The organism is Paenibacillus sp. FSL W8-0919, assembly GCF_038003785.1.
In the GTDB taxonomy this organism is placed as follows: Bacteria; Bacillota; Bacilli; order Paenibacillales; family Paenibacillaceae; genus Paenibacillus_AQ; species Paenibacillus_AQ lactis.
Map to the genome: position 1 here is coordinate 4,132,251 of NZ_JBBOPV010000001.1, position 13,842 is coordinate 4,146,092.

Genomic DNA, 13,842 nt, shown 5'->3' on the forward strand with positions numbered 1-13,842 from the left:
AATATCGATGAATTTAAACTTCACGCTTTCGGAGCAGAATTTCGCGGCAGCACGGCAAGTCATCGGAGAGGAGATCGACTATTGCGTCCCTGCCGACCTGTCGCTGGATGGGCGGCGGGTGGAGGGATACCTGGCGATCGGCAGCGGCAGGTGGGCGCATGTGCGGGATGGCCAAGTGCGGGATCACGGGAACATCGCGGACGCCTGCGATTATCATCTGGTGCCGTTCGTTGGCAATGCGGTGCTTGAAGCCACGGAGAACGGGACGAAACGAATCATCGTCAGGGTGACGATGCAGCATGCGTCCAGGTACGGCTATATCGCTCAAATCCTGAACGATATGGCCGCCAATCGCCCCGTCCGGATTTATCGTGACGAAGGGGATCCGGTTTGCGCGGCATGCGGAAGCGCGCTCGTCCCGGGTACGCGGGTGTGTCCCAGATGCATGAGCAAGGCAGCTGCATTCAAACGACTGCTTCTCACATCCAAAAGACACTGGCGAAGCTTGATGCTTGGACTAGGTGTCCTTATCGCTGCCTCGGCGTTGGCGATGGCCGGGCCTTACTTCCAGAAGCTGCTGGTCAACGCGGCGCTGCTCCCCCCTTCCGGACAAGAGGCCAGCGTAAGGGTATTTTGGCTTGCACTCCTTGGGATGCTGTTCACCATGGCTTTCGGGGAGCTGCTCGGCATTGCCAGAAACCGGATCATGGCCAGCGTCAGTACGGGCATTGCGGCCGACTTGCGCAAAACGGTGTTCGATCGGATTCAGAGCATGTCGCTCGGATTTTTGACGTCCCAGCGAGCGGGAGACCTGATGAACAGAGTGACGGCCGATACGGACCGCATCCGCCACTTGATTCAGGAAATGTGCACGACGGCCATCCACCAACTGCTCATCCTGATCGCTTCAGCGACGCTGCTTTTTTCGGCCGATTGGCGGCTGGCGCTGATCGTGCTGCTTCCGGCTCCATTCGTTGGTTATTTGCACTACTATATTTGGAGGCATGTCCTAAACAGGCTGTTTCACAAGCAGTGGCGCATCTCCGACAAGGCAAACTCGTTTCTTCACGATGTCCTCAGCGGCATTCGGGTCGTGAAGGCTTTCGGCCAGGAAGAGCGGGAGATTCGCAGATTCCGGACATATAACGGCGAATTCGCTGCTGCTGCGTTGAAAAGCGAGAAGTTGTACAGCATTTTATCGCCGATCTCGAATTATTTGATTCAGATCGGCCAATATCTCGTACTTCTGATCGGCTGCTACATGATTATCGGCCGGGAGATGAACGTAGGCGAGCTGATCCAGTTCAGCGCTTATGCCGCCATGATTTTCGGGCCGATTTCCTGGCTGATGTTCATGCCGCGCTGGATCGCGAATGCGGTCATTTCGATGCATCGCGTATTCTCGGTAATCGACGAGCAGCCGGAAGTCATGGATGCAAACAACGCGGTGGGCCACCGGATTCGGGGCTTGATCGAGTTCCGCGACGTTTTTTTTGGATATCGATCGTATGAGCCTGTTCTGAAGGAGATCAACCTCACCGTGAAGCCGGGGGAGATGATCGGACTCGTCGGCCATTCCGGATCGGGCAAATCGACGACGATCAATCTGATTTCCCGTTTCTATGATGTAAACGAAGGGGAGATTCGGATTGACGGCATCGATATCCGGAAGATCCGGCAGGAGGATTTGCGCTCGCAAATCGGCGTCGTGCTGCAGGAGACGTTCCTGTTCAGCGGGACGATCGCGGAGAATATTCAGTACTCGAAGCCGGGCGCGAAGCCGGAAGAGGTTATCGAGGCGGCCAAAATCGCCAACGCGCACGATTTTATCATCAGCTTGCCTGACGGTTACGACACGAGGCTGGAAGAGAACGGGAACAATCTGTCGGGAGGCGAGCGTCAGCGGATCGCCATCGCGAGGGCCGTGCTGAACGATCCGCGAATCCTCATTCTGGACGAGGCGACGGCTTCGCTTGATATCGAGACGGAAGAGTCCATTCAGGAGGCACTGAGACGGGTGACGAAGAATCGCACGACGATCGCTATCGCGCATCGTCTCTCTACGCTGCGAAATGCCGACCGGCTTATCGTCCTTGACAAGGGGCGGATCGCCGAAATCGGCACGCATCGCGAATTGATGAAGAAGCAGGGAATTTACTACAATCTGATCTCCGCCCAGCGCGGCATGTCCCGCAAGAGCGATCCTTCCGCGGTGGTATAACGCCGCCAACACAAGGGTTGCAGTGCATTGCAATGAATTTGTGCAGGTAATCTGGATGCTCATCTTAGGAGAAAGCTTGAAATACAATATCCGTTAGGAGGGAAGGAGCAGCGTATGGAAAATGAAATTCACAGCGTTGTCTGCTATACGAGAGAACCGCTTGAACCGGAAATCTATTCCCCGAAGCTTGCATACAGCATGCATCTCGCTTACACCGATGACGGGATGATTTATCGGGAGCTTAATCATAACTCGGGGGTACTGTTCGCTAAAGCCGCCGAGCTCTCAAACGGCACGCTGTCCGCCAAGAGTTTGAAGAATCCGTACCTGTTCCACATGGCTGACGGAAGCTTTGGCGTACTGGCCATTCGGACGGAAGCGGACGGTTCTCCCGATCAGCAAAGCAAGGGCTCGGTGCTTTTGTTCACTTCCCCGGACTTGCTGCAGTATCGGGAGCTCGGTCTGTTGAACCTAACGAACGGGCTTCATGTACAAGATATCATGTGCGAATATGAACATGCTTCCCGAAAGTATATCCTACGTTGGCGTGAAGAAGACGGAAGGTATTATCAAAGGGAAATGGTGGACGTGACATGCCCGGACGACGCTGCCAAGCCGAAGCCGTGCGAAGCTTTCACGCTAAGCCCAAGACGCGTCGCCATTGAAGGAGCAGTGGCCCGCAATGCGATACGTGTACCGCGAGGCGTGGCTCAGAGGCTGATTCATAAGCTTACGGTACCGGTTCATGTGCGTAATGAACTGCCGGAGCGCGTTACGGTTTCGTCCAAAGAACAGTTGCAAGCCGTTAAAGTGACGGCGATATACAGTGACGGCACAACCGCGATCAAGCCGATTGAGTGGGATGCGTCCGAAATCGATTGGAGCCGTCCCGGAACTTATCGCATTTCAGGAAGCATTCGGCAGGATCGCTATACATTTCCGATGGCGACGAACCGTGCCGACCCTTGCATTGCGCAGTGGGACGGAAGGTATTATTTTGTCGCGACCAATGATGCCGACGGCAACCATACGATATCGATCCGGGAGTCGGATTCCATCATCGGTCTGGCCTCGGCAGAAGAAACCAAAATCCTGGATACAGGCATGCATGATCATCTGAAGCGATTTCTGTGGGCGCCTGAACTTCATGGCATCGGCGGCGAGCTGTATATTTTTCTTGCCGGCAGCAGCGGCGAGTTCAAAGACATTCAATCGCATGTTATGCGGTTAAAGAAGGGCGGCAATCCGAGAATTGCTGCGGATTGGGGGACGCCGATCCGGGTCGCCAGGCATGACGGAAGCCCGCTGTTTCAAGCCGGCATAACGCTGGACATGACCGTATTAGAGCGGAAAGGCCGTTTATATGTGCTCTGGGCGCAAAGGGAATTGGTACCGCATGACCTGGGCTCGTGGATCTATATCGCCGAGGCGGATCCGAGGAAACCGTGGAGACTGATATCGGAGCCTGTCCTGCTGTCCAAGCCCGAATACGGCTGGGCGAACAATCAAACGTTCGTGGAGGAAGGGCCCTTTGCACTCATGACAGACCGGAAGATCTTCGTGACGATATCCGGTGCTCTGGTCGATGCCACGTATTGCGTCGGCATGCTCAGCGTCAATTCTGACGCTGATTTGCTTGATCCGAACCAATGGACGAAGCGAAATTACCCGCTGCTAACCTCAAGAAGCGTGCCGGGCGAATACGGACCGGGACACAATTCTTATGTGAAGGACGAGGAAGGAACGATCTGGAGCGTATATCACGCTCGTCCAGGCATCGGAGAGCCTCGCTGCTCGGGTCTCCGTCGCGTGCATTTCGACGTTGACGGTGAACCGATGCTGGGCTTGACGGAAGAGAAGGACCTGAATCCAGCGCTTGTGTCCGTATACCTGGATGTGCTGGTGGAAGCATTGGCGGAAGGCTGACGGAACAACAACTTTTCTGTGTGCGAATTGACAAGAGCATGAAGAACAAAAGAAGCGCCGTGTTCCCGTGTGCGGGTACGCAGCGCTTCTTTTGCATTTTGACGACGTGAACCCGAGGTTAATCCTTTCCAATGATGGATTCAGATCGGGCACACCGTATAGCCGACGCTCATGCGCTTTCCACTTTCCGACCCTTTGCGTTGCCCAGAGCATCAACACTTTTAGTAATTACAAATCGTGTTTAGTTTCTCTATGGTTCGTTTTCGCAAGCAGTTATATGATCTTGGTGAGCATCAAAATGAAAGCGCTGCATATTCATGCAGCCAAAAATTAAGGGGGGAATTAACGCATGTGGATGCGTAAGATCAGTCTGCTGTTCTGCAGCCTGATTCTGGTGATCATGACGGCATGCAGCAGCGGCTCGGGCGGCGACGCGAAGACAGTCGAGCCCGGCAAAGCGGAAGAGGCCGTCAACGCGCCTGCGGAAGCGACAAACGAGCAGCCGACAAACGAATCAAGCAGCGAGGAAGAATTAACCGGCACGCCGGAAATGGAATTTGATATGGGAGGCCGAACCATCAAATGGGTGTCCTGGTATGATGAATCGATTCAGGAAGACAATCCTGACAACATTAAACGGAAACGTAACTTGGAAGAGCTGATGAAAAAACATAATTTTAAAATGGAATACGTGATCGTGGATTTCGGCGAGTACCAGGATAAGGTGACAGCCTCGCTGGTGGCGGGCGAACCGATCGGCGACATTATCCGGGTAGCGAGGCCATGGATGATTCCGACGCTGGTCAATCAAGGTCTGTTCGCGCCGGTGGATGAATACACGAAGAACGAGAAGGTATTCATCCAGCAGTACACGAACGAGTACTCCCAATACGAAGGAAGGGGCTACGGGTTCAGGACGGGCATCAACGGCGCGTCATCCGGCATTTTCTATAACCGCACGTTAATGAATCAATTGGGCATGAAGCCATTGCAGGAATACGTCAACGAGGACAACTGGAACTGGGATACGTTCATTCAGGTCGCGAAAGAAGCGAACAAAGATTCCAATAACGACGGCAAATTGGATATTTGGGGGCTTGCATCCGCTTCCTTGCTGGTTCCCGCAATGGCCTCGAACGAAGCGAATCTGGTCATTCTAGATAAGCAAGGTCTTGAGGATCCCAAAACCTTGGAGGTGCTGAACTTCTTGTCGCGCCTCGCAACCGAGTCGGTTGGGAGACCAACGGAAGGGGGAGACTGGACCGAGCCGGGCCAATTTTTCCGCCAAGGCAACACATTGATGGTTGCAGGCAGCGATTATGAAATGGAAAACTTCAAGCAGGACATGCCGGATTACGATATCGGATTTCTCCCATTTCCGAAAGGGCCAAGCGCATCAAGCTATCATTCGCATAATACGATCCCGAATTACCTGACGATTCCAAGCGCCGTGGAGCATCCCGAACGTCTGGTTTATATTTACGAGAAAATCAACGATATCGACTCGATCTACGACTATCCGAAACAATCTACGCTGGAGACTTTATTCAGCAACGAGGACGATATTCAGAATGCCAAGCTGGCCGGTGAGAGCATTAAAGTGATCGATACCGAGAGCGGATACCCATCGATGCCTTATTACGAATTTATAGGGGAAATCATGGAAGGCATCCCGGTATCGACGGTCGTCGAGAAATATAAAGGGCCGTTCCAGGCAGCGATTGATGCGGTTTGGAAAAAATAAACGTGGTCTCAAATGGAATCACAGCCAGTCCTCCCGTCATTTTGAAGGGATGAGTCAGGTACGGCGCTACAGATGGAAGCGATTCCAAGTCAATGCTTCTTAACGGCAGACGGTGGATAGCCTTTCGCTTCCTTGAACACTTTGCTGAAATAGGAAAGATCTTGAAAGCCGCAGGATTCGGCGGCTTCCGTCACGGTAACGCCGCCGGCCATCAGCATGATCTCAGCGTTATTCACGCGTATCCGCTGCAGGTATTCCTTGTAGGTCGAACCGGTATTCTTTTTGAATAGTTTCCCTAAATAAACGGGATGGAGGTTGAACTGCTCGGCGAAGTCGTTAAACGACAAGTCTTCCGCATAGTGTTCTTCGATGATGGCGGTCAGCTTCTTGATCCGCGGGTCCATATGCATGATCGTTTGGCGATGCATGCCGTGAAGCAGCCGGTGGAGAATGAGTTCGAACAATGCACGGGCATGGATCATATAAAACGGTTGTTTATTCATCCACACGTGGTTGAACTCCCGGATGTAGGCAAGTATCTCCTTGGTGATCAATTTCTTCGTTACGACGCCAAACGGAAGCCGGATATGATTGTGCGGTTCGGCCCAGAAAAAATTGAAAGGATACGCATGCATGGGAGATTCCTTGCACGTATGGGCTTCCCGTACGCTTCCCCCCGGAACGTACACCAGATCGCCCGCCTCAACTGCAAATTTTTTGCCGTCAATGTAGTAGTTTGCCCGGCCATCAACGACGAACGTCAAATCGTGAAACCCGATCCGGGCCTTCTGTATTCTCCAATCCGGATAACATTTGCGGTCCACGAACAGAAAAATATTCGGTACGAGATGTGGGTGATATTCAAGCTCCATGCGGATATCGCCTCCTTTTTAAACAAATTGTAATGTCCACATGAACATTTACAACCTGTGGTTGGATGGTCATTTCCCAATGTATCGCCGCTTGATCATGTGAAATCATCCATTAAGAAAGGGAAGGGTCCAATGATTACGTTAACCGGATTTGCAGACGAGATATCCCCGGATTTGGATGTTCAGCTGGATGTCCTGGAATCCGAAAGCATCCGTTATCTTGAGCTTCGAGGCGTTTGGGGCAAAAATGTGCTGCAGCTGACGGAAGAGGAAGCGTTGACCGTGAAAGAACGATTAGCGGAGCGGAGGGTCGGAGTCTCCTCGATCGGCTCGCCGATCGGGAAAATCCAAATCACCGACGACTTTGAAACCCATCTCGAGGACGCTCGGCGCGCCGTACGTCTAGCCAAGTTTTTCCAGGCGCCTTTTGTACGCGTGTTCTCCTTTTACATTCCGGACGGGGACTACGAGAAGCATCGGCCTGAAGTGATACGGCGCATGCAACGACTCGCTCAATTGGCTGAACGCGAAGGCGTGGTCCTGCTTCATGAGAATGAAAGCCATATTTATGGAGACACCGGCGAGCGATGTTTGGATCTGCTTCAAACGGTTTCATCCTTTCATTTGCGGGCAGCCTTTGATCCGGCGAATTTCGTGCAGTGCGGCGTGAACCCCTTCAATGAGGCCTATCCACTGGTAGGCGGGTATGCGTCGTATATTCATGTGAAAGACGCCATCATGGGGAAGGGGACCGTCGTACCGGCAGGCGATGGCGACGGTGAGCTCCGCGAGCTCATTCATGAGCTCAGCCGCAGGCGATTTTCAGGGTTTATGTCGTTGGAGCCGCATCTGCGCGCCGCCGGAAAATTCGAGGGATTCACGAATCCGGAGCTTTTCGTTGTGGCATCCAAAGCGATAAAGCGATTGTTAGCGGAGCAAGCAATGGAATGGAATTGACCGGCTGAATATTTATTCAACGCGTGACCTTGGTTTGAGGAGCCAAAAAAATTCGAGAGGAGCAGTCTCATGAGTTTACGGTTTAATAAATACTTATGCGTATGTTTGTCTCTTGCCATCGCTTTGTCCATTCTGGTTGCACCTGGCAATATTGCCGCAGCCAGCGATGCCGTCATCAATGTTTCCTCGGAGAAGCAAGTGATTCGCGGCTTCGGAGGCATCAACCACCCGGCATGGATCGGCGATTTGACGGCAGCACAGAGAGATACCGCATTCGGAAACGGGGCGAATCAGTTAGGTTTCTCAATATTAAGAATCTACGTGCATGAAGACCGAAATCAGTGGCATCGTGAGCTGGAGACGGCCAAACGGGCCATTGCCCTTGGAGCCATCGTATTTGCTTCCCCTTGGAATCCGCCGGCCGATATGGTCGAGACCTTTAACCACAACGGCGATACGTCGGCAAAGCGGCTTCGTTACGACAAGTATGCCGCGTATGCCCAGCATCTTAACGATTTCGTGACGTACATGAGAAACAATGGCGTCGATCTGCATGCGATATCCGTCCAAAACGAGCCCGATTATGCACATGACTGGACGTGGTGGACACCGCAGGAAATGCTTCGGTTTATGAAAGAAAATGCCGGATCGATCAACACGAGAGTCATCGCGCCGGAATCGTTCCAGTATCTGAAAAATATGTCGGATCCGATTTTGAATGATCCCCAGGCGCTTGCCAATATGGATATTCTCGGCGCTCATCTGTACGGGACCCCGATTAGCAATTTCGCTTATCCGCTATTCAAACAAAAAGGAGCGGGAAAAGATCTCTGGATGACGGAGGTATACTACCCGAACAGCGACAACAACTCGGCGGATCGCTGGCCTGAAGCCCTTGACGTGTCCTATCACATCCACAATGCGCTGGTAGAAGGCGATTTTCAAGCCTACGTGTGGTGGTATATCCGCAGATCTTACGGTCCGATGAAGGAGGACGGCACGATCAGCAAACGCGGCTACAATATGGCTCATTTCTCCAAATTTGTCCGCCCCGGCTATGTCAGGGTGGATGCCACGAAAAATCCTGAATCCAACGTTTACGTATCAGCCTATAAAGGTGACAACAAAATCGTTATCGTTGCGATTAACCGGAGCAGCGCCGGGGTCAATCAGAACTTTGTGCTGCAAAACGGATCGGTTTCGCAGGTATCAAGGTGGATCACGAGCGGCAGCAGCAATCTTCAACCCGGTACGACTCTCAATGTAACGGGGAGCAACTTCTGGGCCCATCTTCCCGCGCAGAGCGTTACGACCTTTGTAGGCGAACTCGGGCGGTAATTTATCGTCCACGGTACTGGTTTCAATAATAAGCAGCAGTTTTAACAAAGAGCTGTCTCCAGGTCTTGCAGGCGACTTGGACGGACAGCTCTTTGTTCTGGGCTGGATTTGATCCGCAATTTCAGCCCTAAACGGTTGGATGTCATTTCGCTCCCAGCCTATAGCCATGGTAAGCAATTGTACCCCGAGGAAGGAATTGTACCTTTTTCTTGCGAACAGTCAAGTGTATCATCGTATTGCCTTACTTTGAAAACGCTTTCTATTGAGGAGGGTACATATGCAGCGTTTATGGTCCAAGTTCTCCCCGGTGTTCCGCAGATTTCTGATTTCCTACTTGATCGTGCTCCTGATCCCCCAAATTGCGGGCTATGCATCGTACAGGACTTCGATTGAAGTGGCGAAAGCAAGCTCAATTGAAAACAGTCTGAGTTCCTTGAATCTGGGAAAAGAGATCATCGAGCGTCATCTGGTGGAGGTGGAAACCTTCACGAAGCAGCTTGCGATCAATCAGGATCTATATCGTCTGATCGCTGATCCCAAGCCGCTCGACAGCAACAACGTTTACGGCTTGGGACGCATGCAGCGCAGCCTGTCCATGTACAGCAGCACGAATGATTACCTCTCCAATTTCTTCATCTACATACGTAATTATAACGCGATTATTACGCCGAATACCGTCTATTACCGGCCCGAGCATTATTACGAGGCGAATCGGCTTGAAGGAATGACGTTTGAGGAATGGGAGGAGGCTGTATTAAAGAAACCTCATCTGAATGAGATGGTTCCGCTTAAAAAATATAGGCGAGAAATCCGCGATACGGTGTTTGTCGAGACGCCGGCCGTCACGTTTCTGCAATCGATCCCGCTTAACAGCTTTAACAATCCGCAGGCGATGATCGGCGTACTGATCGATGAAGATCATATGGGCAGCCTGCTGCAAAATATCGTGGACCAATACGGGGGCTGGGCGTTGGTTGCGGACCGGGAAGGCAGATTGATTCTGTCCCGCGGCATCGGAGAAGAGGAGGCCAAGCGCTTCACCGAAGCTTCCTCCGATGAGAACGGCGAGGTCAGCCCCACGGGCGACGGACGGCTGTTGATCTCCATCCGGTCCGACCTGAACGGCTGGACCTATATGGCCGGAATACCCGAGCAGGCGCTGATGACGAAGGCCGACAGAATCCAGAAGGTTACGACGACATTTACGCTGGCAGCGCTGGTTATCGGTTTGCTGATCGGACTTGTGCTCGCGTACCGGCACAGTGCTAAGGTCCATTCGCTACTGTCCGTATTTCGCGAACAAAACCACGTTTCTCGGGAAAAGATCGGCAACGAGTATGATTTTCTGGCCGGCAATATCGCGGCGCTGATCGCAAACAATAAATTGCTGGAGTCTTCACTGAACGATCAGCTCCCGCTGCTTAGGGATGCGTTCATCAAGCGGCTGCTGACAGGCGACTTCTATACGCTGCGCGAGCTCGAGGCGGTTTCCGGTCAAACCGGAGTCCGGCTCCGCGGCGAGCATGGACGTGCAGGCATTCTGAAAGTTGCCGGATATGGCAGCGCCGACAGTGAGGAAATCATCCAGGAACTCAGCGTCGCCCGGTTGATCGTCCGGCAGGCCTTGAGCCGGCTGGAACCCGATGTGCTGGTTACGGACTGGGGTTCGGACCAGATCGCTTTCGTGCATGTGCTTGCCGGAGAGCTAAATCGCCGCCTGGAAGACGGTTTGCTCGAACTGGTCGATGCCGTATATCGGCAGCATCGATTGTCGATCACGATCGGGCTGGGTTCGGCGTTCGACGCGTGGAACGGCGTAGCCGACTCGTTCAACGAAGCGCAGCAAGCACTGGAATATGCCGTCCACACCGGGGCAGTCGGCATCACCCGGTTCGAGGATGCGATGAAAGCAACGGAGCTGTACTATTATCCGATTGAATCCGAACAGCGAATGCTCAATACGCTTAAGGCGGGTGAACTGGAGGAAACCTACCGTCTTCTTGACCAGCTGTTCAGCCGGAACTTTGAAGAAAGGGAGTTGTCGTACGATATGACGCAGCAGTTTGTGACGGAGCTGAAGGGAACCTTTTTAAAGCTGGCCGAACAAAAAATATTCCACGACGAGTCGTTGACCGACCATATCAAGGAACAGATCGCTGCCGTTTCGTCAACGGACGGGGTCGATCAGCTCAGGGACAGATTCGGAAAGCTTATTCATGATATATGCATGGACGTCCGGAAGAAAAAATGCGACATGCATGCCGAGACCGTAAGTGAGATCATCCGCTATATCCACGAGCGTTACTCCGACGCCGAGCTGACGCTTTATCGTATCGCGGAGCATATTGGCAAGCCAGAAAAATATATCTCCCAAATGTTCAAGGAGCATACGGGAACGAATCCTTCGGACTACGTTGAACTGGTGAGGATCGGCAAGGCGGCCGAGTTGCTGCAGCAGAACCTATTGACGATTGACGAAATCGCTGCGCAGGTGGGGTATAACAGCGCCCATTCATTTCGGAGGGCCTTCAAGCGGGTTCGCGGCGTGTCGCCGAGCACGTTCCGGCAAATGGCCGATTAAGGAGACGGCGACCTAGCCGTCTTTTACGGAAGGGGAGTCAGGCACCTCATTAAACGAATGGATCGGACGTGTCGAGTGACGTTTTTTTATCGAATCCGTCAAATGAAAAAAACGAGGAAAATCAACGCTTGGAAAGTATCCGTTTCCGAAATTGTACGGTGAGGGAGAAAGTGTGCCTTTACGGCGCCGAGCGTGCAATTTTATGATTACGCACAAGAAAGCGCTGCCAAACAGAGTTCCTGCTTCATTGGCAGCTGCTCATCGAAGGAGGGATGGAACTGAGTACTCTATTTTCCAAGTCCAAAACAGTCAGAGCCCCGAGCAATACACGCTCGGAAATCGGGAGATTTGCCTCCCGAAGCTTCAGAAGACATTGGCAGCTGTATCTGCTGGTCATTCCGCCGGTCTTGTATTTCATCATCTTCAAGTACTTGCCGATGGCAAACGCCGTGCTTGCCTTCAAGAGCTATAACGTGGTGAAAGGGATTTGGGGAAGTCCATGGGTCGGCACGCAGTACTTCGAGATGTTTTTTCGCAACCCGGCGTTCGCGACGCTGATCAAAAATACGCTGTACATTTCGTTCTATCAATTGATCGTCGGGTTTCCGATCCCGATTCTGCTGGCGTTGGCCTTGAACGAGGTGAAGAGCGCAAGGTTCAAAAAAACCGTGCAGATGGTCACCTATGCGCCATATTTCATCTCCACAGTGGTCATGGTGTCCATCATCATGCTGTTCCTGTCCCCACGTCTTGGGATCGTGAATACCATTGCCGGCGCGCTTGGCTTCGAAGCGATCAATTATCTTGGAGAGCCAGGCATGTTCCGCACGATTTACGTGCTGTCCGACGTATGGCAAACGATGGGCTACTCCGCCGTAATTTATCTTGCTGCGCTGGCGGGAGTGGACCCGTCATTATACGAAGCCGCCAAGGTGGACGGTGCCAATCGGTTACAGAAAATTCTGAACGTCGATCTCCCCGGCATTCTGCCGGCCGCGGTCATCATTCTGATTCTCAGCGTAGGCAACATCATGGCGCTCGGCTTCGAGAAAATGTACTTATTGCAAAATCCGCTGAACTTGTCCACGTCGGAAATCATCTCCACGTATGTGTACAAAATCGGGTTGCTGAACGCGAATTACAGTTTCGCCACGGCGGTCGGGCTATTCAATTCCTTGATCAATCTGGTGCTGCTCCTGGTTGTCAATGCCGTTGCCAAGCGGGCTTCTAATACCAGTCTCTGGTAAATTTCGCGAAAAGGGGGGAGTGACATGAACGCATTGCAAACCCATCAAGGAAGCCGACGGAGCACGAGGATCAAGATCAAGGAGTCGCTGGGGGACCGCATTTTTCTGAGCGTGACCTATATCTTGCTGACCTTGGTTCTAATTGCCGTCCTGTATCCGCTTATTTACATCGTAAGCTCGTCCCTGAGCAGTCCAAGCGCCGTCTCTGCAGGCAAGGTGTGGCTGTGGCCGGTCGACGTATCGCTGGCGGGGTATGAAGCGGTGTTCCGAAACGGCCAGGTGCTGACGGGTTATGCCAATTCGCTGTTTTATACCGTTGCCGGTACGTTTATCAGCGTATCCCTGACCATCATGGTCGCATACCCGTTATCGAAAAAGTCATTCTTCGGCCGCACGCCGCTTATGGTTTTCATTACATTCACCATGCTGTTCTCCGGCGGTTTGATCCCGACCTATCTGGTCGTCAAATCGATGGGCATGATCGACACGCGCTGGGCGCTGCTCATTCCGAACGCCGTGTGGGTATGGCAGGTCATTATCGCCAGAACCTTCTTTCAGACCTCGATCCCGGATGAGCTTTCCGAGGCGGCAGACATCGACGGGTGCAGCGACATCCGCTACATTTTCAGCGTCGTTCTTCCGCTTGCCAAACCGATTATCGCCGTGCTCTCACTCATGTACGCGGTGGGGCAGTGGAACGCCTACTTCGATGCCCTGATCTATTTGAAATCGCAATCGCTCTATCCGCTCCAGCTCATTCTCCGCAGCATTCTCATCCTGGGCAGCGGAACGGGCAATATGGATGCCGGGGAGATGGTTAAGCAGCAGCAAATGGCCGAGCTGATGAAATACTCGCTCATTGTGGTGGCAAGCCTCCCGGTGCTGGTGATCTATCCGTTTGTGCAGCGCTATTTCGTACAAGGCATGCTGATTGGCTCCGTGAAGGGCTGATCCCG

9 protein-coding genes are annotated in these 13,842 nt (G+C 52.7%); 8 read left to right on the forward strand and 1 reads right to left on the reverse strand.

What is annotated here, in order from left to right; translation table 11 throughout:
• Positions 1 to 7: 7 nt before the first annotated feature.
• From NST44_RS18785 to NST44_RS18795, 3 genes are all read left to right on the forward strand, one after another.
• Positions 8 to 2,221: an ABC transporter ATP-binding protein gene (locus NST44_RS18785; protein ID WP_007130174.1), complete on the forward strand. Its 2,214-nt coding sequence runs from the start codon at positions 8 to 10 to the stop codon at positions 2,219 to 2,221.
• 114 nt (positions 2,222 to 2,335) lie between these two features.
• On the forward strand, positions 2,336 to 4,147 hold the full coding sequence (locus NST44_RS18790; RefSeq protein WP_007130173.1) for a family 43 glycosylhydrolase: 1,812 nt from the start codon (positions 2,336 to 2,338) through the stop codon (positions 4,145 to 4,147).
• 349 nt (positions 4,148 to 4,496) lie between these two features.
• Positions 4,497 to 5,891 (forward strand): ABC transporter substrate-binding protein, encoded by a 1,395-nt coding sequence (locus tag NST44_RS18795; RefSeq protein WP_007130172.1) that lies wholly within the window; start codon positions 4,497 to 4,499, stop codon positions 5,889 to 5,891.
• A gap of 89 nt (positions 5,892 to 5,980) precedes the next feature.
• Here NST44_RS18795 and NST44_RS18800 read toward each other — a convergent pair whose 3' ends face one another.
• The gene (locus NST44_RS18800; protein ID WP_007130171.1) at positions 5,981 to 6,763 is read right to left on the reverse strand and encodes an AraC family transcriptional regulator; all 783 of its coding nucleotides are present in this window, start codon (positions 6,761 to 6,763) and stop codon (positions 5,981 to 5,983) included.
• A 132-nt stretch (positions 6,764 to 6,895) separates the two neighbouring features.
• Between NST44_RS18800 and NST44_RS18805 the strand changes: the two genes are divergently transcribed.
• The 5 genes from NST44_RS18805 (at position 6,896) to NST44_RS18825 (ending at position 13,837) form a co-directional block, all read left to right on the forward strand.
• Positions 6,896 to 7,720, forward strand: coding sequence for a sugar phosphate isomerase/epimerase family protein (locus NST44_RS18805; RefSeq protein ID WP_007130170.1), 825 nt, complete (start codon positions 6,896 to 6,898; stop codon positions 7,718 to 7,720).
• 69 nt (positions 7,721 to 7,789) lie between these two features.
• Positions 7,790 to 9,058 carry a glucuronoxylanase gene (locus NST44_RS18810; protein ID WP_340900378.1) on the forward strand — a complete coding sequence of 423 codons (1,269 nt, stop codon included), beginning with the start codon at positions 7,790 to 7,792 and terminating at the stop codon, positions 9,056 to 9,058.
• 277 nt (positions 9,059 to 9,335) lie between these two features.
• Positions 9,336 to 11,639 carry a helix-turn-helix domain-containing protein gene (locus NST44_RS18815; protein ID WP_007130168.1) on the forward strand — a complete coding sequence of 768 codons (2,304 nt, stop codon included), beginning with the start codon at positions 9,336 to 9,338 and terminating at the stop codon, positions 11,637 to 11,639.
• Positions 11,640 to 11,911: 272 nt separating this feature from the next.
• A complete protein-coding gene (locus tag NST44_RS18820) occupies positions 11,912 to 12,886 on the forward strand; it encodes an ABC transporter permease (RefSeq protein ID WP_340900379.1) in 975 nt (324 codons plus the stop codon).
• Between the two features lie 24 nt (positions 12,887 to 12,910).
• The gene (locus NST44_RS18825) at positions 12,911 to 13,837 is read left to right on the forward strand and encodes a carbohydrate ABC transporter permease (RefSeq protein ID WP_007130166.1); all 927 of its coding nucleotides are present in this window, start codon (positions 12,911 to 12,913) and stop codon (positions 13,835 to 13,837) included.
• The last annotated feature ends 5 nt before the right edge of the window (positions 13,838 to 13,842 follow it).